16 protein-coding genes are annotated in these 18071 nt (G+C 68.7%); 7 read left to right on the top strand and 9 right to left on the bottom strand.

Annotation, left to right across the window (positions count from 1 at the left end; translation table 11 throughout):
• The first annotated feature begins 223 nt into the window (after positions 1-223).
• Genes glgC through malQ form a run of 3 tightly spaced genes read left to right on the top strand, consistent with a single transcriptional unit; the run spans position 224 to position 4756 of the window.
• The gene (gene glgC / locus F793_RS0107640) at positions 224-1489 is read left to right on the top strand and encodes a glucose-1-phosphate adenylyltransferase (RefSeq protein ID WP_019592793.1); all 1266 of its coding nucleotides are present in this window, start codon (positions 224-226) and stop codon (positions 1487-1489) included.
• Positions 1479-3227 (top strand): glycoside hydrolase family 57 protein, encoded by a 1749-nt coding sequence (locus F793_RS0107635; protein ID WP_018877530.1) that lies wholly within the window; start codon positions 1479-1481, stop codon positions 3225-3227. The genes glgC and F793_RS0107635 overlap by 11 nt, the downstream gene beginning before the upstream one ends.
• Before the next feature lie 53 nt (positions 3228-3280).
• Positions 3281-4756, top strand: coding sequence for a 4-alpha-glucanotransferase (gene malQ, locus F793_RS0107630; protein ID WP_018882200.1), 1476 nt, complete (start codon positions 3281-3283; stop codon positions 4754-4756).
• Positions 4757-4864: 108 nt separating this feature from the next.
• Here the strand turns inward: malQ and F793_RS0107625 are convergent, their stop codons facing one another.
• The 6 genes from F793_RS0107625 to F793_RS0107600 form a co-directional block, all read right to left on the bottom strand.
• The gene (locus F793_RS0107625) at positions 4865-5461 is read right to left on the bottom strand and encodes a hypothetical protein (protein WP_018882199.1); all 597 of its coding nucleotides are present in this window, start codon (positions 5459-5461) and stop codon (positions 4865-4867) included.
• Positions 5462-5662: 201 nt separating this feature from the next.
• Positions 5663-6307: a class I SAM-dependent methyltransferase gene (locus F793_RS0107620; RefSeq protein ID WP_018882198.1), complete on the bottom strand. Its 645-nt coding sequence runs from the start codon at positions 6305-6307 to the stop codon at positions 5663-5665.
• A gap of 26 nt (positions 6308-6333) precedes the next feature.
• On the bottom strand, positions 6334-7020 hold the full coding sequence (locus F793_RS0107615; RefSeq protein ID WP_018867080.1) for a zinc metallopeptidase: 687 nt from the start codon (positions 7018-7020) through the stop codon (positions 6334-6336).
• Between the two features lie 107 nt (positions 7021-7127).
• The gene (locus F793_RS0107610) at positions 7128-9440 is read right to left on the bottom strand and encodes a mechanosensitive ion channel domain-containing protein (RefSeq protein WP_018882197.1); all 2313 of its coding nucleotides are present in this window, start codon (positions 9438-9440) and stop codon (positions 7128-7130) included.
• Positions 9441-9711: 271 nt separating this feature from the next.
• Positions 9712-10434, bottom strand: a complete 723-nt coding sequence (gene mtgA, locus F793_RS0107605; RefSeq protein WP_018867078.1) for a monofunctional biosynthetic peptidoglycan transglycosylase — start codon at positions 10432-10434, stop codon at positions 9712-9714.
• Positions 10434-10676, bottom strand: a complete 243-nt coding sequence (locus tag F793_RS0107600; RefSeq protein ID WP_018867077.1) for a hypothetical protein — start codon at positions 10674-10676, stop codon at positions 10434-10436. Before F793_RS0107600 ends, mtgA begins: the two co-directional genes overlap by 1 nt.
• Between F793_RS0107600 and F793_RS0107595 the strand changes: the two genes are divergently transcribed.
• The 4 genes from F793_RS0107595 to F793_RS0107585 are packed head-to-tail and all read left to right on the top strand — an operon-like array spanning position 10675 to position 12146.
• Positions 10675-11004, top strand: coding sequence for a hypothetical protein (locus tag F793_RS0107595; RefSeq protein WP_018867076.1), 330 nt, complete (start codon positions 10675-10677; stop codon positions 11002-11004). The genes F793_RS0107600 and F793_RS0107595 overlap by 2 nt on opposite strands.
• A complete protein-coding gene (locus F793_RS0107590; RefSeq protein WP_038037048.1) occupies positions 10997-11410 on the top strand; it encodes a thiol-disulfide oxidoreductase DCC family protein in 414 nt (137 codons plus the stop codon). The genes F793_RS0107595 and F793_RS0107590 overlap by 8 nt, the downstream gene beginning before the upstream one ends.
• Before the next feature lie 8 nt (positions 11411-11418).
• Entirely contained in the window at positions 11419-11571 is a 153-nt protein-coding gene (locus F793_RS13680) for a DUF2256 domain-containing protein (protein WP_081618676.1), read from the top strand.
• Positions 11568-12146, top strand: a complete 579-nt coding sequence (locus F793_RS0107585) for a histidine phosphatase family protein (RefSeq protein ID WP_026280402.1) — start codon at positions 11568-11570, stop codon at positions 12144-12146. The genes F793_RS13680 and F793_RS0107585 overlap by 4 nt, the downstream gene beginning before the upstream one ends.
• Before the next feature lie 42 nt (positions 12147-12188).
• Here the strand turns inward: F793_RS0107585 and F793_RS0107580 are convergent, their stop codons facing one another.
• Genes F793_RS0107580 through F793_RS0107570 form a run of 3 tightly spaced genes read right to left on the bottom strand, consistent with a single transcriptional unit; the run spans position 12189 to position 18050 of the window.
• Positions 12189-13766 carry a TolC family protein gene (locus tag F793_RS0107580; protein ID WP_018867073.1) on the bottom strand — a complete coding sequence of 526 codons (1578 nt, stop codon included), beginning with the start codon at positions 13764-13766 and terminating at the stop codon, positions 12189-12191.
• The gene (locus F793_RS0107575) at positions 13759-16833 is read right to left on the bottom strand and encodes an efflux RND transporter permease subunit (protein WP_018882195.1); all 3075 of its coding nucleotides are present in this window, start codon (positions 16831-16833) and stop codon (positions 13759-13761) included. Before F793_RS0107575 ends, F793_RS0107580 begins: the two co-directional genes overlap by 8 nt.
• Complete coding sequence (locus tag F793_RS0107570) at positions 16830-18050, bottom strand: efflux RND transporter periplasmic adaptor subunit (protein WP_018882194.1); 1221 nt, start codon at positions 18048-18050, stop codon at positions 16830-16832. Before F793_RS0107570 ends, F793_RS0107575 begins: the two co-directional genes overlap by 4 nt.
• Positions 18051-18071 lie beyond the last annotated feature (21 nt).

The raw sequence follows: 18071 nt of genomic DNA, 5'->3' as shown, positions 1-18071 counted from the left end.
ACGGCAGTCACCGCGCCTTGTTCGCACGCAAAAGCGACTCGAGCGCGAGTGAGTACATTAATCAGTGTTTCCCTGGAGAACACGAACGGATGTACGCGCGCTTGTCGGATACCGCGGTTCCACGAGGCGGGTCAGGGCACACACCGAGCCTTGTCCGCGGGTGGGAGCGAGGACCCAGCGAGCGGGTACATGCGGACGTGTTTGCCTCGACAAGGATGGGTGCATGAGTCCACAACCGCAACGTTACGTCAGCCGCCTGACCCGGGAGACCCTTGCCCTGATCCTGGCCGGCGGACGCGGCTCGCGACTGAAACAACTGACGCTGTGGCGCGCCAAGCCGGCCGTGCCCTTCGGCGGCAAGTTCCGCATCATCGACTTCCCCCTGTCCAACTGCATCAACTCGGGTATCCGTCAGGTCGCCGTGGTGACGCAGTACAAGGCACACTCGCTGATCCAGCACATGCAGCGGAGCTGGAGCTTCCTGCGCGGGGAATTCGGCGAGTTCATCGAGCTGCTGCCGGCGCAGCAGCGCATCGAGACCTCCTGGTACGCGGGGACGGCCGACGCGGTCTACCAGAACATCGACATCATCCGGCAGCACAATCCGCGCTATGTGCTGATCCTGGCCGGGGACCACATCTACAAGATGGACTACGGCCAGATGATCGCCTTCCATGTGGAGAGCGGCGCAGACATGACCGTGGGCTGCCTGGAGGTGGAGCAGGAGCGGGCGAAGGCCTTCGGCGTGATGGGGGTGGATGCCTCCAGCCGCATTACCTCGTTTGCGGAGAAGCCGGAGGACCCGGCCCTGATCCCCGGCAGCAAGACCCACTCGCTGGCCTCCATGGGGATCTATGTGATCAACACCGAGTTCCTGTTCGACCAGCTGATCAAGGATGCGGACGACACCTTCTCCAGCCACGATTTCGGCAAGGACATCATTCCCGGCATCATCGAGCGGCACCAGGTGATGGCCTATCCGTTCCGTGACGAGCAGGGCGTGCGCCAGGGCTACTGGCGCGATGTGGGGACCATCGACTCCTACTGGCAGGCGAATCTGGAGATGATCGGGGTGACGCCGGAGCTGAACCTGTACGACTCGGAGTGGCCGATCTGGACCTACCAGGAGCAGTTGCCGCCGGCCAAGTTCGTGTTCGACGACGAGGACCGCCGCGGCATGGCGATCGACTCGATGGTCTCCGGGGGCTGCATCATCTCCGGGAGCACCGTGCGCCACTCCCTGCTGTTTTCCAATGTGCAGGTCAACGCCTGTGCCAGCGTGGAAGACTCGGTGATCCTGCCCAGTGTGACCGTCGGCGAGAACTGCGTGATCCGCAATGCGGTGATCGACAAGGGCTGCAAGGTCCCGGACGGGACCGAGATCGGGGTGGACGACGAGGCCGACGCCCGCGACTACTTCGTCTCCCCGGGCGGGGTGCGCGTGGTGACGCCGGAGATGCTCGGACAGGCGACCCACCATGTCCGCTGAATCGGGCAGTACCACCGCGCTCGCCACCCAGCCGCCCCAGCTCGACGTGGTGCTGTGCTGGCATATGCACCAGCCGCAGTACTACGACTCCGGGGCTGGCGAGTATGTCCTGCCATGGACCTACCTGCACGCGCTGAAGGACTACACCGACATGGCCGCGCACCTGGAGGCCTGTCCCCAGGCGCGCGCGGTGGTGAATTTCGCGCCGATCCTGCTGGAGCAGATCGCGGACTACGGCGAGCGGCTGGAGGCCGGGATCGGCAATCGCTCGAGCTTCGGCGACCCGGTGCTGGACCTGCTCCAGCTGGATATCGTCCCGGTGGATCCGGTGCAGCGGCGCGAGATCCTGCGCGTCTGCCTGCGCGCGCATGCCCCGCGCATGATCGAGCCGTTCCCGCTGTTCGAGCGCCTGGCGACCCTGGCCCGCCAGGCGCTGGAAGACGCCGTGCTGCTGGCGCATCTGGATAACCGCTTCTTCCAGGATCTGGCGACCTGCTATCATCTGGCCTGGCTGGGGGAGACCGTGCGCCGCGCCTATCCCGAGGTGCAGGGCTGGCTGAAGGCGGATCAGGGCTTCAACCGCGACGTGCGGGGCCGCCTGCTGAAGCTGATCCGCGACGAGGTCAAGGCGATCCTGCCGCGCTACCGCGAACTGGCCGAGCAGGGGCGTGTGGAGCTCTCGTTCACCCCGTATGCCCACCCGATCATGCCGCTGCTGCTGGACCTGCAGTCGGCGCGCGAGGCGATGCCGGATGTCGAATTGCCGCAGGCGCCGGCGTACCCGGACGGCGAGGCCCGGGTGCGCTGGCATATCGAACGCGGCCTGGCGGTGTTCGAGCAGTACTTCGGCTTCCGGCCACGCGGCTGCTGGCCTTCGGAGGGCAGTCTCAGCGAGGCGACCGTGCGCCTGCTGGATGACTACGACATCTGCTGGACCGCCAGTGGCCAGACCGTACTCGGCAACAGCCTGGCGGCGGCCGGGGAGACCGCCGAGTCGCATACCGGTTCGGCGGAGCAGGAGGGCTGGCTGCATCGTCCGTATTGCCTGAAGGGGGCCCGGACGGAGCTGTTCTTCCGCGACGACGGGCTTTCCGATGCGATCGGGTTTCGCTACGCCGACTGGCACGCCGACGACGCGGTCGGGGACTTCGTGCATCACCTTGAGAACATTGCCGCCGTCTCGCCCGACGGGGGCGTGGTGGCGGTCATCCTGGATGGCGAGAACGCCTGGGAGTACTACCCGGAGAACGGCTTCTACTTCCTGCGGGCGTTGTACGAGCGGGTGGCGGAGAATCCGCGGCTGAACCTGTGCACCTTCTCGGACGTCTGCCAGCGCACGGGTCCGCGGACGGATCGCGGCGAACTCACGGGCATGGTGGCGGGCTCCTGGGTCTACGGGACCTTTTCCACCTGGATTGGCGACCCGGACAAGAACCTTGGCTGGGACCGCCTGATCGAGGCCTGGACCGCCGTGGACCAGGCCATCGCGCGGCATCCGGCACTGGATACGCCGGAGCTGCGCAAGCAGCTCGCGGTATGCGAGGGCTCCGACTGGTGCTGGTGGTTCGGGGAATACAACCCCGCGGGTTCCGTCAGCGACTTCGAACAGCTCTACCGTCGGCATCTGGCCCGCCTGTACCAGCTGGCGGATCTCGATGTGCCCGACTCGCTGGGCGAGGTCCTCTCGGTCGGGGGCGGTGATCCCGCGGCGGGCGGTACCATGCGCAAGGGCCAGTAACTGTGTGCCAAGTAACCATGTGCCCGGTAACCATGTACGAGGGGCCGTAGCGGATGGAGGCGGGCGAAGAACACTGCAACCCCCTGATGCAGCGCCGCCGCGCGGGGGTCCTCCTGCACCCCGTGTCATTGCCGGGCCTGGGTCCGGTCGGGACGCTGGGGGACGAGGCCTTTCGTTTCCTCGACTGGGCGCGGGATGCTGGCTTCAGCCTGTGGCAGATCCTGCCGTTGCACCCGCCGCAGGAGGACGGTTCGCCGTATGCCAGTATCTCCGCCTTCGCTGGCGATGTGCGCCTGATCGACCCGCAGCGCCTGGCGGCGCGCGCGGGCCTTGCGGACCCGACGCTGCCCGTCGACACACTGCTGGAACAGGCGCGGGAGCGGCTGGAGCAGGCCGGCGATGGCTGGGCGCAGGCCTACCAGGCTTTTCGGGATTCCCAGGGCCCGGTGTGGCTGGAGGACTTTGCCCGGTTCGTGGTGATCCGGGCCCGTGAAGGCGGCCGTCCCTGGTGGGAATGGCCGGCCGCCTTGCGCGACCGCGATCCGGATGCCCTGGCGGCTGCGGAGGTCGATGCGGCCCGGGAGCTGGAGGCGGTACGCTTCGCCCAGTTTGTGCTGTTCGATCAATGGCAGGACGTGCGCGAGCATGCCCGCGCACGGGACATCCTGATCCTGGGCGACATGCCGATCTTCGTGGCGCACGACTCGGCCGAGGTCTGGGCCCACCGTGACCTGTTCGATCTGGACGACACGGGGCACCCGCTGACCGTGGCCGGCGTGCCACCGGACTACTTCTCCGAGACCGGGCAGCGCTGGGGCAACCCGCACTACCGCTGGGACCGCCTTGCCGAACGCGGCTACGACTGGTGGGTGGAGCGGCTGCGCTGGACCCTGGAGACGGTAGACGCCGTGCGCATTGATCACTTCCGCGGCTTCGAGGCCAGCTGGGCGGTGCCGGCGAGCGAGCCGGATGCCACGCAGGGGCACTGGGTGCCGGGGCCGGGCGCGGACTTCTTCGAACAGCTTCAGACCCGTCTCGGCGTGCTGCCGTTGCTGGCCGAGGACCTCGGCGTGATCACGCCGGAGGTGACCGCCCTGCGCCTGCGCTTCGATCTGCCGGGCATGCGCATCCTGCAGTTCGCCTTCGAGGGTGGGCCGGACAACCCGTACCTGCCGGCGAATCATGACGAACTGAGCGCGGTGTATACCGGCACCCACGACAACGACACCACGCTGGGCTGGTTCCGTTCTCTGGAGCCGTCCCTGCAGCAGCACGTGATCGCAACGCTGGACGAGGGCGGGGCCGAGGAGATGCCCTGGCCGCTGATTCGTGCGGCCTGCCGTTCTCCGGCACAGCTCGCGATTCTGCCGATGCAGGATGCCCTGCAACTGGGTTCGGAGGCGCGCACGAACATTCCCGGTACGGTGGACGAACGCAACTGGACCTGGCGCTTTGACTGGAGTCAGCTGCCCGAGGGACAGACCGAGGCGCTGCGCGCGCTGGCGCAGGAGACCGGCCGACTCGACTGACGGCCTTGCAGGCCCAAGTGAGCGGCGGCATTCGCAATGGCCCGACAAAAGAAAGCCCGGCCCCTTCAGGGGGCCGGGCTTTTTGATCGGGCGCGCCGGGTGGCGGGGTTAGCGCATCATGCCGCCCTGACCCCCCTGGCCACCCTGTTGCTGCTGCATCTGCTGCTGCAGGCTCTGCATGCGCTGGATGACGTCGTCGATATCGGCGTTCTCCTGGCGCATGGCGGCCATCAGGTCTTCCCGCAGGGCTTCCTGGGCTTCCAGGATCTCTTCATCCTGCGCGACCGCCTGCTGGGCTTCCTGCAGGTTCATCTGCGCTTGCTGCACGTCCTCGGACTGGATGACTTCCTGGCGCTGTTCGGCGCTGAGGTCCGGATCGCGCAGGCGTTCCTCGGCGGACTCGAGGGTTTCCAGGTCGCGACGCGGCTGATAGCCGGCGGACTCCATCTTGTCCAGGACCAGGTTTTCCAGCTCTTCGCCCTTCTGTTCCAGCTGCGGATTGTTCTGGATGGCCTGCTGCTGGGTCTCGGCGAGGGTCTGCTGGAGCTGCTGCATCTCCATCTGCGGGTTGCCGCCCTGACCGCCCTGCATGCCCATGCCGCCCTGGCCCTGCTGGCCCATGCCCTGCGCCATGGCGAGCGGGCTGGCCAGCGCAAGGGCGGCCGCGGCGATCAGTCCGGCGACGGACCGGGAACGAATCTTCATAGAGTCTCTCCTGCGTAAGTAGTAACGGTAGCCTAGACAAGCGCACTTAACCCCAGCTTAACAAGCGTGGCGCTTTCATGCCGGACAAGGGGCGTCCAATCGGGCGAATGGCACCTGGCGAAGACGATCCGCGGGTGAAGGAGTTCCCCGGGGCCCCGTGGCGGGCGTATCCGTGTGATGCCCGTCGCGGTTTCGGGTTGATCAGGGCGGATCGCTGCGCGTGAACAGCGCTATGTCGCGCGCGGGCAGCGCGAGGGCGCAACCCAGCCGGTCGGCGATCCAGTGCAGGGTGTCGGGCCCGTAGAACGCGACGTGGGTGGGGTCGCGGCGATAGTGCCAGCGGCGGAAGCGGTCCGCCTCGGGCGGCCATTCGGTCATTACGGCAAGAACGCCGCCCGGGCGCAGGTGGGTGCGCAGCGTTTGCAGTGCGTGCAGGGGACTGTGCAGGTGCTCCAGCACCTCGGTGCAGGTGATGAAATCCCAGCCGGAGTCGGGTGCGTCGGGCCAGAGGGGTGCGAAGGCGGGGTCCCAGGTATCCATGGTGTAGCCGCGTGTCTGCAGCAGGGCCGCGAGAACGGGTTGGGGGCCGCAGCCCCAGTCGAGGCCGCGGGCAGGTGGCGGCAGGGCCTCGAGCAGCGGTTCGATCAGCCGCTGCAGATGCGCCTGGTAACCGGGATCATCCGGCCGATTCTCGTGGGTGCGGTAGTACCCGCGTTCCGTCTCTTGGTCGGGCCAGGACCCGGTGTCGAGGTGGATCAGGCGGCAGTGGTGGCAGCGGCGATAGTCACCGGGTGAGGGGTCGCCGAGACCGCGGTGATGGAACAGCCGGGTCGGCTGGCCGCACAACGGGCAGGCAGGCCGAGCGGAGCCGCTCAGCGGCGCAGGTAGCGGAACCACGAGGCGATATTCAGCAGGCTCATCAGGGATTGCGAGAGGTAGGTATAGGCGGCGGCCTTCAGGATGCGCTCCGCATGCGGGTAGTCGGGCGGGTGCAGGTAACGCCCGTCGCGCAGCATCGGCATGGCCCGGCGGAAGCTGGCGTCGAACTCCGTGGGGAGGGTGACCAGGTGGGCCAGCGTGGCGAGCCCCATGGAGAGGACTCCGGCCAGCAGGAACAGGAACGCGGGCGCGGGATGTCGGGCGAGCAGGGTGACAAAGGGAATGGCGACCAGCAGCCAGGCGCCGATCTGCTGTCCGTATCCCGCGACGCAGACCAGGTAGCTGCGCATGCGCAGCGGGGCGTAGCCCTCGGCATGCTGGATGGCGTGTCCGACCTCGTGGGCGGCCACGGTGACCGCCGTGAGGGAGTGGCCCTCGTGGTTTTCGGGCGACAGCCGTACGGTGCGGGCGTTGGGGTCGTAGTGATCTCCGTGCGTGGTGGTCTCCACCCGGACCTTGTGCAGCCCGTGACGGTCCAGCAGATCGCGGGCCAGTTCCGCGCCGGTGCCGTCGTAGCGGTCCCCCGGCTGGTGGTACTTCTTCATGACGTGACGTACCCAGAGGCCCGGGGCCCAGGCGAGGAACAACAGCAACGGCGCGAGCAGGATCAACAGTCGCATGCGGCTATATTGACCCAAATCCCGCCCTGGCGGAAAGGGTAAGCCGGTTCGGGATGACCGCGCGTGGCGGCAGGCCCCTCAGCCGGCCGTTCGCCCCGCTGGTTGCGTCAGTCCTCGGACTCGTCGTAGTCGCCCTTGTGTTTCGGGTTCGGGCGGGCGCGGCGGTCGCGCGAATAGTCCCGGTCGTCGGCGTTGCCCTCCGGCGCGGCCTCGATCATGCGCAGGTTGGCTGCGGGGGCCGACCCGTCCTTCTCCTGACCGAAGTAGATGGTCTGGTGCGGGAACGGGATCTCGATGCCGGCGGCGTCGAAGTGCTTCTTGACCAGGCGGTTGAACGCGCGGCCCAGGCCGAACTGGGTGCCCGGCAGCGTCTTGATGCGGATACGCACGTTGACCGAGCTGTCGGCCAGGGCGGTGATGCCGTGCACCTCCATTTCGTCGAGGATGTTCGGACCCTGGTCGGGGTCTTCCTTGAGTTCCTCGAAGGCCTCGCGCAGGCGCACGATGACCTCGTCGATGTCCTCGCGGTAGGCGACGCCGTACTCGCCCACGTGGTAGGCGAATTCACGCATGTAGTTGGACACCGCGTCGACCGAGGAGAACGGGATCAGGTGGTAGGTCCCGGACAGGTCGCGCAGACCCAGCGAGCGGATGGTCAGGCGTTCGACCACGCCGGTCGTTCCGGCGACGGTGACTACGTCACCGACGTTGATGGCGTTCTCCAGCTGGATGAAGACCCCGGTGATCACGTCCTGGACCAGTTTCTGGGCGCCGAAGCCGACGGCCAGGCCGAGGACGCCCGCGCCGGCCAGCAGCGGCCCGATGTTCACGCCGATCTCGGCCAGCACGATCATGGTGGTCATCACGATCAGCACGATGGCGACCGCATTGCGGAAGATGGTCAGCAGCGTGGCCTCGCGGGCCGTCGGACCGCCGTCGCCGGTGTTGGGGTTCATGCGGTGTTCGATCCAGCTGGCGAATACCAGCCAGATGGCGAGCACGCCCAGCAGGATCAGGGCGACCGAGATCGCGGTGCCCAGTACCGCCATGCCGGTGTCGGAGGCGAGCCAGGTGGTCAGGCTGAAGGCACCCCAGGCATCCGCGATCACCGCCAGCACGATCAGCAGGATCACCAGGCGCATGACCTTCAGCGCCTTCGGGATGTACGAGTTCAGGCGCAGTTCCAGCGACGGGAACTTCTCCCGGGTCTCGTCGGGCACGCGGATCTGCCGGCCGATCAGCTGCGTCAGCAGGTTGGCGACGAACACGCCCACGAAGGCCGCGAGCAAGGTCTGACCGGTGGCCTTGGCCATGAAGGGCAGGGCGTCTTCCGGGCGCGTGACGCTGACCACGGCCAGCGCCAGGAAGTAGAGCAGCGCGATCCAGTGCCAGAAATTCGCCAGCAGCGAGATCACGATCCGGGTGAAGGCGAACTCGGCCCGGTTGGCCATCGCGATCAGGCGGTCATGCACCCGGCTGCGGTTCTGCAGGATGATCACGGCGGCGTACAGGAACGCCGTCAGCATCACGATCAGCCCCAGCGAGCGCCCCGCCTCGGAGGAAATCTGGTTGTTGGCGATTGGCACCAGCAGCAGGAGGCCGTAGCCAATGTAGCCCACGATGCGCGCCAGCCAGGCGTTCCAGTAGGCGGCCTCGTCCCCGGCCATCGGCAGCAGGCGCAGACCGTGGTAGCGGGTGGCGAAGATCAGGCGCAGCGCCGCTTTGGTCACCTCGATCAGTAGGAAGGCGTTCAGGAACAGCGAGTGGCGCGTGTTCATCTCGCCCGACTCGCCCAGTACGAACAGCGCGAGGGCATAGCCGGCCAGCCAGGCGAGGATGACGATCAGGAAGTCGATCGCGGCGGCGAGGACGACGGCGGGCAGTGCCCGCATCAGGCGCATGTGCTCCGCGGCATTCAGGGCCCAGCGGTCGATGCCGGTAAACAACGGGGCACCCAGGCGGCGCAGGATCAGGAACACCACCACGGTGAATACAATGATGATCGCCAGATCGAGCACGGCCATCCCGAAAACCGTCGGTTCGATTGCACGGACCTGTTCAGCGATGTCCGCGGCGATGTCGTTGAGGGCCCGGATCTCGGCCACGGTCCCCTCGGCCAGCGACTGGGTCAGCTGGGCAATCTGGCGCGCCACCGATTCGCTCTCGCCGGTGTCCACCGGGACGGCATCTTCGGCCGTCTCGCTCTCGCTGGCGCCGCTGTCGGCGCGCAAGGCTTCCAGCAGGCGTTCGCGTGCCTCCTCGTTTTCCAGCGCGTCGATCAGCGTCTGGCGCAGGTCATTGCCGGATTCCGTCGCGCCGGCATCCTGGGCAGAGACGGCCCCCAGCGGCACGGAGAACAGCAGGGCGGCGAGGACGAGCAGGCGGGAGAAGAAGCGAAACGGCGAGCGCTGGTGGGTCACGGCAAACCTCAATGTTCGGGGGGCATCCATGGGAGCCGCGCTCATGGCGTTCATGTCGATGGACCTATTGAGCGGCGGTTCGCCCGTGCGGTTAGTGCGAGCAGTCTAAAGGCTCGAAGTTCCCCGCCACAATGCGGGCCGGGGGTGCGTCCGGGGATGGCCGCCGCCCCTGGCGGAGCCTTGCCATGATGGGGGAAAGCACGCTCATCGCGAGCGCCAAAGGCGCGGGGCGATCTCCGTGCCCGACCTCGGCGTCGGTCGGGCACGAGGCTTACTCCAGCAGCATCGGGTCCAGCCAGGCGATCCCGAGCTGGGCCATTTGCTGCTCCACCCAGGCGATACGGCGGTCCAGTTGCGGGCCCGGCTGCACCGGGTTCATGCGCCCGGGGCTGGGCAGGATGGCGGCCAGACGCGCGGACTGGTGGCGGTCCAGTTCGGTGGCGGAGACACCGAAGTAATGCTGGGCGGCGTTCTCGATGCCGTAGATGCCGGGGCCCCATTCCGCCAGGTTCAGGTAGATCTCGAGGATGCGTCGTTTCGGCCACAGGGTCTCCATCCCCAGCGTGAACCCGGCCTCCAGCGACTTGCGCACCCAGGACCGGCCGTGCCACAGGAACAGATTCTTGGCGGTCTGCTGGCTGATGGTGCTGGCGCCGCGCAGTCGCCCGCCGCGCACATGATCGCCCAGCGCCTGGCGCACCGAGCCCCAGTCAAAGCCGCGATGGTTGGGAAAATGCTGGTCCTCCGCGGCGATCACCGCCAGCATCAGGTGGCGGGGCAGGTCATCCAGACGCTGCCAGTCCGGGCGCCGGTTGGAGGCGGTCTGCCAGTCGGTGGCCACCACCATGGCCATGCCGTAGGGCGGGTCGACGCGAGCGAACAGCACCACCAGCGCGAACATAACCCCGATGCCCAGCGCCAGCAGGAATGCGGTCAGCCCGGCCACCCAGAGGAGCAGGCGGCGCAGCGGGCGGCGCTTGCGGCGGGCCGCCATTACCGTACCCCTGCCGCGCGCGGCGCACCGGCGAAGTCGATGTTGCGGATGCGGGTCTCCATGAGGCGCAAGGATAACGCTTGCGCGTGCCGGCCGGGGCGGTTTTCGCGATGCGATCCGGTCGTGTCGGCCCGCTGCCGGTCGAACTGTTTGCCCGTTTCGTGGCCCAATGGCGGAGGAGCTGCCCGACCGACCCCGAAATCCGCCTCGACAACCCGACCGTTCGCGAAGGAGAGAGCCATGGACGTATTGCCCTATCGCTATGTGACCCCGAGCGGCGAGGCCGTGTCCTTCGAGTTTCGTCTGCACCCCGAGACGGGTTCGGCGGTGCGGGTGCAGCAGTTGCTGGACCGGTTGACCGATACCCTGGATAACGAGATCGGGGTGCTGGGGGACACCTGCAACGGGGATGTGCTGCAGGCCCTGGCGATGGCCCTGGCGGTGCGTACCGAGATGATCCCGGCCGACCCCGAGATGACCCAGGGACTCGCGCGCGATGTGGTGGAGCGCGCGTTGAAATCGCTGGGCGAGGCGCAGCACCAGCAGACCGGGCCGGTGGGACATGCCTGACCCGGCCGCGAACCGACCGCCAAAGGCCCCCGGACGCCCGATCGTGTTCTACGATGGCGGCTGCCCGCTGTGCCGTCGCGAGATCGGCCACTACCAGCGCCTGGATACCGCTGCCGCGGTCGACTGGCGCGACATCCACGCCGATGCGGCGCCGCTCGCCGCCTGGGGCATCACCTGGGACCAGGCCATGCAGCGCATGCATGCCGTCAGTCCCGAGGGCCGCATTCGCAGTGGCGCGTGGGCCTTCGTGCTGGTCTGGCGGCATCTGCCGTATTACCGCTGGCTCGGCGGCGTGCTGCATCGCCTTCCGCCGGTCGTCTGGCTGATGGACCGCGTCTACAACGTGATCGCCCGCTATCGCTGGCGGTCCCGCTGCGACGACGGGGTCTGCCGCCCGGGGGGATAACGGCCGCCGTGGCGCATGCCAAGCCTCATCTGCCGCAAAAGACCTGCGCCGTGTGCGGTCGGCCGTTTGCCTGGCGTAGAAAGTGGGCGCGCTGCTGGGACGAGGTGCGCTACTGTTCCGACGCCTGCCGGCGTCGTCGTACGAGGCAAACGGCGTCATGAAACGCTCTGTATTCCCGGGGGTCTGGGCCGTGATCGTGCTGGCACTCGCTGTGCCGCTGGCGGCGGACGATCTGGCCGAAGAACGTGTGATCGTGGCGCAGTTGCAGGAGCCGCAGCGCATCCTGCTGATGCGTCATGCCCTGGCGCCGGGGATTGGCGACCCATCGGGCTTTGATGTCGACGACTGCGCCACGCAGCGCAATCTATCCGAGGAGGGCCGCGCGCAGGCCCGCGAGACCGGCGAACGCCTGCGGGCCGCCGGGCTCGATTCGATCCGGGTATTCGCGGGTCCCTGGTGTCGCAATTTCGATACCGCGGAGCTGCTGGGCTATGGCGAACCGGTGGTCCTGGAGGCCCTGGGATCGGTGTTTCGCACCAACGCCCCGCATCGGGAGCGGCGCATGCGGGCGTGGCGCGAACACCTGGCGGAGGAATACCGGCAGGCGCAGGGACCTGCGGTCTACGTGACCCACAGGGCCAACATCATGGAGCTCAGCGGGCGCAGCATCGGGGCCGGGGCGATGCTCGTCGTCGAGATCGACGCCGATGGCAGTGCCCGTCCCGTGGGACAATAGGCGGGCGTCCTGAGCGGGGCGACGGTCCTTCCAGCATTCGGATTACAGGCGGATCTCCACGCGTTCGGCACCCGGGGCGTCGATGCCGCGGTGCAGCAGCAGGGTGCCGCTGGCATTGAGCAGTTCGGTGCTCAGCTGGCGAAAGCGCACCACCGTCTCGGTCAGGTTCAGGCGGCTCTCCAGCAGGTCGCGCTGGGCCTGGGCCACGGCCAGGGCGGTTCCGGCCCCGACCCGAAAGCGGGTCTGTTCCACGCGCAGCAGTTCTTCCTGTAGTTCCACCGTCTCCTTCTGCGCCTGGATCTGTTCGCGCACGCGGGCGGCGTCGAACCAGGTGGCGCGCACGTCCTCGATGGCCAGCTGTTCCAGGTTGGCCAGGGTCTCCTGGATCTGCTGGCGGGTCAGGCGCGCGCGGGTGTGCTCGGCCTCGGCCGCGCGATTGCCGATGGGCATCTCGAAGCGCAGGCCGGCGGCCAGGTCGTAGCCGTCGCCCTGGCGGTCGCGCCAGGTGCGGCTGAAGCTGTCGGCGTAGCCGGACTGGCCCAGGGTCACGAAGAAGTCCAGGCGCGGCAGCAGGCCGTTGCGGGTGCGCACGACTTCCAGCTGGTTGCGCTGCACGCGCAGGCGGGTCTCGTTGAGGTCGGCGCGGTGGTCGCGGGCCAGCGCCACGTAGGCATCCAGGGGCTCCAGGGCGTAGCGCTCCAGCTCCGGCTCCGAACGGGCCTCTAGCCGGGTATCCCAGAGCCCGCCGTTGTCGGCCTGCAGCAGGCGGGCCAGCGCGTCCTGGGCGCGGGCACGGTCGGCCCGCGCGTCGATCAGGCCCTGGCGGCGCAGCGCCACCTCGGCGCGCGCGGATACGGCCTCGGTCTCCGGACGGTCGCCGGCCCGGATGCGGCGTTCGGTCTGGTCCAGCTGGGCGCGGGCGACCGCCAGGGCCTCCTCGAAGATGGCGATCTGTGCGTCGGCCAGTACCAGGTCCCAGTAGCGGCCCTCCACGTCCGTGATCAGCTGCTCCACGAAGCCGCGCACCTCGTATTCCGATGCCTCCACGTCCAGGCTGGCCTGGCGCAGGCGCACCAGGTTCGATTCGATGCGGCCGCCCCGGAGCAGGGCCTGGGTCAGGCTGAGCCCCGCGCGGGTGGTGAACTGCGGGGTGTCCACGCGGGAACTGGAGGCGCGGGAACTGCGCAGCGAGACCGTCAGGTCGGTGCCGGTGGGCAGCGCCTGGGTGATCCCGGCCTCCCCGAAACGGCGGGTGGTTGTCACCGTGTCGGTCTCGCCGATCTGTTCCAGCTGGCGCACGCTCTGGTCGCGGCTGATCTCCAGCTCGGCGAACAGCTCGGGGTCGAACACCGCGCGCTCCTGGGCCTCGAAGGTGCCCTGGATGGCCGTTTGCAGGCGCTCGGCGCGCAGGCCGCGGTTGTTCTCCAGGGCGCGGGCGACGGCCTCCTCCAGCGACAGCGTCTCCTCCGCCACCGCCTCGCGCTCGAACGGGCGGGTGTCCAGCAGGGCCTCGGCGGGCAGGGACAGGCGCAGGCCCTCGGTGGCGTCCTGGGCGTCGGCGCCCTGGGCCGGGAGGGTCAGGGCGAGCGCGACGAGGAAGGTCAGCGTTTTTCTAGGCATGTTCCGTTGCGACTCGATAGACCGGTTGTGGATGTTCGCCCCGGCGGTGGAACAGCAGGTACAGCGTCGGGATCAGCACCAGGGTGATCAGGGTAGACGACAGCAGCCCGCCGATCACCACCCGTGCCATCGGGGCCTGGGCCTCGCCACCGTCGCCCATGCCGATCGCCAGCGGCGACAGCGCGAGGATGGTGGTCAGCGTGGTCATCAGGATCGGGCGCAGACGCTCGCCTGCCGCGGCCACGATCGCCGCGTTCAGTTCCATGCCGTCGTCGCGGTGGCGCCGGGCCATCCGGTCCACCAGCAGGATCGCGTTGTTCACCACGATCCCGACCAGCAGCAGGATGCCGATCAGCGACTGCACGTTGAGCGTGGTGTCAGTGATCAGCAGCGCCGCGGTGACGCCGATCAGGGCCAGCGGGATGGAGAACATCACGATCAGCGGGTCGCGCAGGGATTCGTACAGGCTGGCCATGACCATGTACACCAGCAGCGTGGCCAGCAGAGTGCCCAGCAGCAGCTCGGAGAAGGCGGCTTCCTGTTCCTCGATATCGCCGGTGACCGAGAAGTCGATCTCCTCCGGCAGCGGGATATCCGCCAGGGCGGCACGCACGTCCGCCGCGACCTCGCCCAGCGAGCGGTCGCCGATATTCACGAACAGGGTGCTGATGCGCGCCTGCTCGCGGCGCTGGATGCTGTCGGGGCCCATCGCGGTATCGAAGGACACGAGGCTGCGCAGGGCGACCCGCTCGCCGTCCTCGCTGCGCACCGTCAGGTTCAGCAGGTCGTCCAGCGAGCTCTGGTCGGCGTCGCGCAGCTGGACCCAGATACGGGTCTCGTCGCCCCCGGCGCGCAGCTGCCCGGCGCTGGAGCCGCCCAGCGCGGTCTCCAGGGTCTGGGCGATGGTGCGCACGTCCACGCCCAGGTCGGCGGCGCGGGCGCGGTCGATGCGGGTGGCGAACTCGGGCTGACCGCCGTCGGAGCCGACGCGGGTATCGGTCACGCCGGGGATGTCGGCCAGCGCGGCCTCGAACCGCTCGACCACCGCGTTCATCGTGGGCAGTTCGAAGCCACGGACCTCGATGGACAGGCTCTCCTCGTCCGCGCCACGGCCGAAGCCACGGAAGAAGATCCCGCTGGAGGCGCGTACGCGGATCTCGACCCCGGGCGGGCTGCCCAGCGCCTCGCGCAGCGCGGCGGCGATGGCATCGGAGGAGCGGCTGCGGCTTGCGCGCGAACCGACCATTACGCGCATGTTGCCGGAGGCCGGCGAGGAGGCCCGGAACGCCGAGGCGCCCGAGCTGGAGACCAGGTTTTCCAGTTCCGGGACCTCGTCGCGGATGATCGCCTCCAGCCCGGCCATGGTGGCGTACAGCTCTTCCAGCGGGGTGCCGGGTTCCATGGATACATGCACGCGCAGCTCGCCCTCGTCGGTGGCGGGCAGGAACTCGGTGCCCACGCCGCGCAGGCCGGCGAGGGCGATCATCATCAGCAGCAGGCTGATGCCGATGACCATCCACGGCTGGGTCAGGGTGCGCTGCAGCAGGCCCTGGTAGCGTTGTTCCATGCGCGCGAGGGCGCTGGTGTCTCGCCTGGGCATCGGGGCGCGGGCCATCAGCATCGGCACCAGGGTGAGGGCAACGATCAGCGAGCCGGCCAGGGCAAAGGCGACCACGGCCGCCAGGGGCTTGAACAGCTGGCCGGCGAGTTCCTCGGCGAAGAACAGCGGCAGGAAGATCGCGACCGTGGTCAGGGTGCTGGCGATGATGGCGGGCGCGACCCGTCCGGTGCCGCTGATCGCGGCCTCGGCGGCGGTCTGCTCGGCGTGTTCTTCACGTCGGCGGGCGATGCTCTCGATGACCACGATGGCGTTGTCCACCATCAGCCCCACCCCCAGCGCGATCCCGCCAAGTGTCATCAGGTTCAGCGAGTAGCCGCCGAAGTACACCAGACCAAAGGTCGCGATCACGGCCAGCGGGATCGCGGTGGCCGCCACCAGGGTGTAACGGATATTGCGCAGGAACACGAGCAGCACCAGTACCGCCAGCGCGCTGCCGTAGAGGATGGCCTGGCCGACATTGGTGATGGAGTTGCGGATGAACCCCGCCTCGTCGGTGACCGCGCGGATGTCGATCTGAGGGAAGTCGCGGTTCAGGCGTACCAGTTCGGCGTGCACCGCCTCCGAGACCTCGACCGTGTTGGCGTCGGCCAGCTTGCGCACCGCGAGCTGGACGCCTTCTTCCTCGTTGACCCGGAAGCGGCGGGTGACGCGCTGATGGGTATCGCGTACCTCCGCGACCTGGTGCAGGTGGGTCACGCCATCCTCGCTGCGCTGCACGATGGTGTCGCGGACCTCGTCCACCGAGCGGAACTCGGCCGGGGTGCGCAGGCGGTACTCCCGCCGGCCGTCCATGATCGGCCCGCCGGGGGTGATCACGTTGGCGTCGCGGATGCGGTTGCGCAGGTCGTCCAGGCTCAGGTCGATGGCCTCGAGACGCTCCGGGTCCACCTCCACGCGGACCTCGCGCTCCAGCCCGCCGAAGGTGTCGACCGCGGCCACACCGGGGATGCGCTCCAGGCGCGGGGCGATGCGGTTGTCGATCAGGGTGCGCAGGTGGATGGCGTCCAGCTGCGAGCCCACCCCCAGGCGCATGATGGGCGAGTCCTGGGTGTCGAACTGGCGCACCAGCGGGCGGTCGGCATCATCCGGCAGGCGGTCCTCGATGCGTGCCAGACGATCGCGCAGGTCGTCCACGGCCTGGCGGATGTCCGTGCCCCAGGCGAAGTTGATGCGGACGTTGCTGTTGCCCTCGGCCGAGGTGGAACGGATCTCCTGGGCACCCGTGATCGCGGCCGCTGCCTGTTCCACCGGCCGTGTGACCAGTTGTTCGACCTCCTCGGCCCCGGCATTGGGGTAGGAGGTCATCACGGTGACCACGGGGTAGGTGATGTCGGGCAGCAGGTCCACCGGCAGGCGCGTCAGCGCGGTCAGCCCGAGGATGACCACGATCAGGGCCACCATACTGGTCAGCACGGGGCGGTGGACGGTCAGGCGCGCGGGATTCACGGGGTCTGTGCCTCGCGCGCGTCATCGTGGTCGGGGATGCGGCCTGGTTCGCTCAGCCGCAGCGGGGTGCCGTCCGCAAGCAGGTGCTGGCCGAGGATCACGACCTCGGTGCCCGGCGGCAGATCGGGTTCCAGCAGCTCGACCCAGTTCCCGTCACGGACACCGGTGACGGCCTGATGGCGCCGGGCCGTTGGGCGCTCGCCACTGCGGTCCACGCTGAATACGGTGGGGCCGGCCTCGCGCTGGATGATCGCGTCGCGCGGGATGGCCCGCGCGCCGTCGCGCCGTCCCAGGGTGATCGCCGCCTCGACGAACATGCCCGGGCGCAGGCGGGCGTCGTCGTTGGGTAGTTCCACCTCGATCCGCGCCTGGCGCGAGCCGGGGCGGAACTCCGGTGCGATCCGCGCGATGGTCCCCGCGAATGCGGTGTCGGGGTAGGCGCCGGTGCGCACCTCGGCGGCCTGGCCGGGAGACAGCCGACCGTAGTCGGACTCCGTCACGGCCAGGATCGCCCGGACCGGCTGGAGCCGGACCAGTGCCAGCGCCGGCTCGCTGGCGCTGATGACGGCGCCGGGATCCACATACCGTTCCGCTACCCAGCGCGTGGTGCTGGATGCATCCGCCTCGATGCGGGTATAGCCAAGCTGGATCTCGCGGGTGCGTAGTGCGGAGCGTCGCTGCCGGATCTGCGATTCGGCGAGGGCCACTCGGGTCTGCGCCAGGGCCAGTTCGGTCTCGGCGGCCTCCAGCTCGGAACGCGAGGCGATCCCCTGATCGCGCAGTTCACGGGTGCGCTGCAGTTCGCGCCGGGACGCGTCGCGGCTGGCGATGGCCTCCGCCAGGCTGGCCTCGGCCACCTCCAGTTCCGCCGCGGCCTGGGCGACGTCCTGCTCGAACTCTTCGGTGTCCAGTTGCAGCAAGGGGTCGCCCGGTTCCACGCGGTCCCCCAGATTGACGAAGATCTCGGCGACCCGGCCGCCGACACGGGGAGTGATCTCGATGCGGTCCGCACCCTCGATGCTCCCGGTGAAGCGCCGGCGCTCGACCAGGTCACGGGTCTCGATGGCGGCAACCGCCACGGCCACCGGTCGCGTCTCGCCACCGCCGGGGCGACTGCTGGGCGCTGCATCGTCATCCGGAGCGAGCAGCATCCAGCCCAGCAGGCCGGCGGCCAGGAGGAAGAGAACCGCGGTGATCAGGGTGGCGGGGCGGGGCATTGCAGCTCGCTTTTGTTCGGG

The sequence above is a fragment of the Thioalkalivibrio sp. ALE22 genome (genome assembly GCF_000381445.1).
Taxonomy (GTDB): Bacteria; Pseudomonadota; Gammaproteobacteria; order Ectothiorhodospirales; family Ectothiorhodospiraceae; genus Thioalkalivibrio.
This window is presented reverse-complemented; position numbering and strand designations above follow the sequence as displayed.

Coding starts and splice junctions, on each gene's coding strand:
- glgC (WP_019592793.1), top strand. CDS start 224: ATGAGTCCACAACCGCAACGTTACGTCAGCCGCCTGACCCGGGAGACC.
- F793_RS0107635 (WP_018877530.1), top strand. CDS start 1,479: ATGTCCGCTGAATCGGGCAGTACCACCGCGCTCGCCACCCAGCCGCCC.
- malQ (WP_018882200.1), top strand. CDS start 3,281: ATGGAGGCGGGCGAAGAACACTGCAACCCCCTGATGCAGCGCCGCCGC.
- F793_RS0107625 (WP_018882199.1), bottom strand. CDS start 5,461: ATGAAGATTCGTTCCCGGTCCGTCGCCGGACTGATCGCCGCGGCCGCC.
- F793_RS0107615 (WP_018867080.1), bottom strand. CDS start 7,020: ATGCGACTGTTGATCCTGCTCGCGCCGTTGCTGTTGTTCCTCGCCTGG.
- mtgA (WP_018867078.1), bottom strand. CDS start 10,434: ATGGCGGCCCGCCGCAAGCGCCGCCCGCTGCGCCGCCTGCTCCTCTGG.
- F793_RS0107595 (WP_018867076.1), top strand. CDS start 10,675: ATGGACGTATTGCCCTATCGCTATGTGACCCCGAGCGGCGAGGCCGTG.
- F793_RS0107600 (WP_018867077.1), bottom strand. CDS start 10,676: ATGGCTCTCTCCTTCGCGAACGGTCGGGTTGTCGAGGCGGATTTCGGG.
- F793_RS0107590 (WP_038037048.1), top strand. CDS start 10,997: ATGCCTGACCCGGCCGCGAACCGACCGCCAAAGGCCCCCGGACGCCCG.
- F793_RS0107585 (WP_026280402.1), top strand. CDS start 11,568: ATGAAACGCTCTGTATTCCCGGGGGTCTGGGCCGTGATCGTGCTGGCA.
- F793_RS0107580 (WP_018867073.1), bottom strand. CDS start 13,766: ATGCCTAGAAAAACGCTGACCTTCCTCGTCGCGCTCGCCCTGACCCTC.
- F793_RS0107570 (WP_018882194.1), bottom strand. CDS start 18,050: ATGCCCCGCCCCGCCACCCTGATCACCGCGGTTCTCTTCCTCCTGGCC.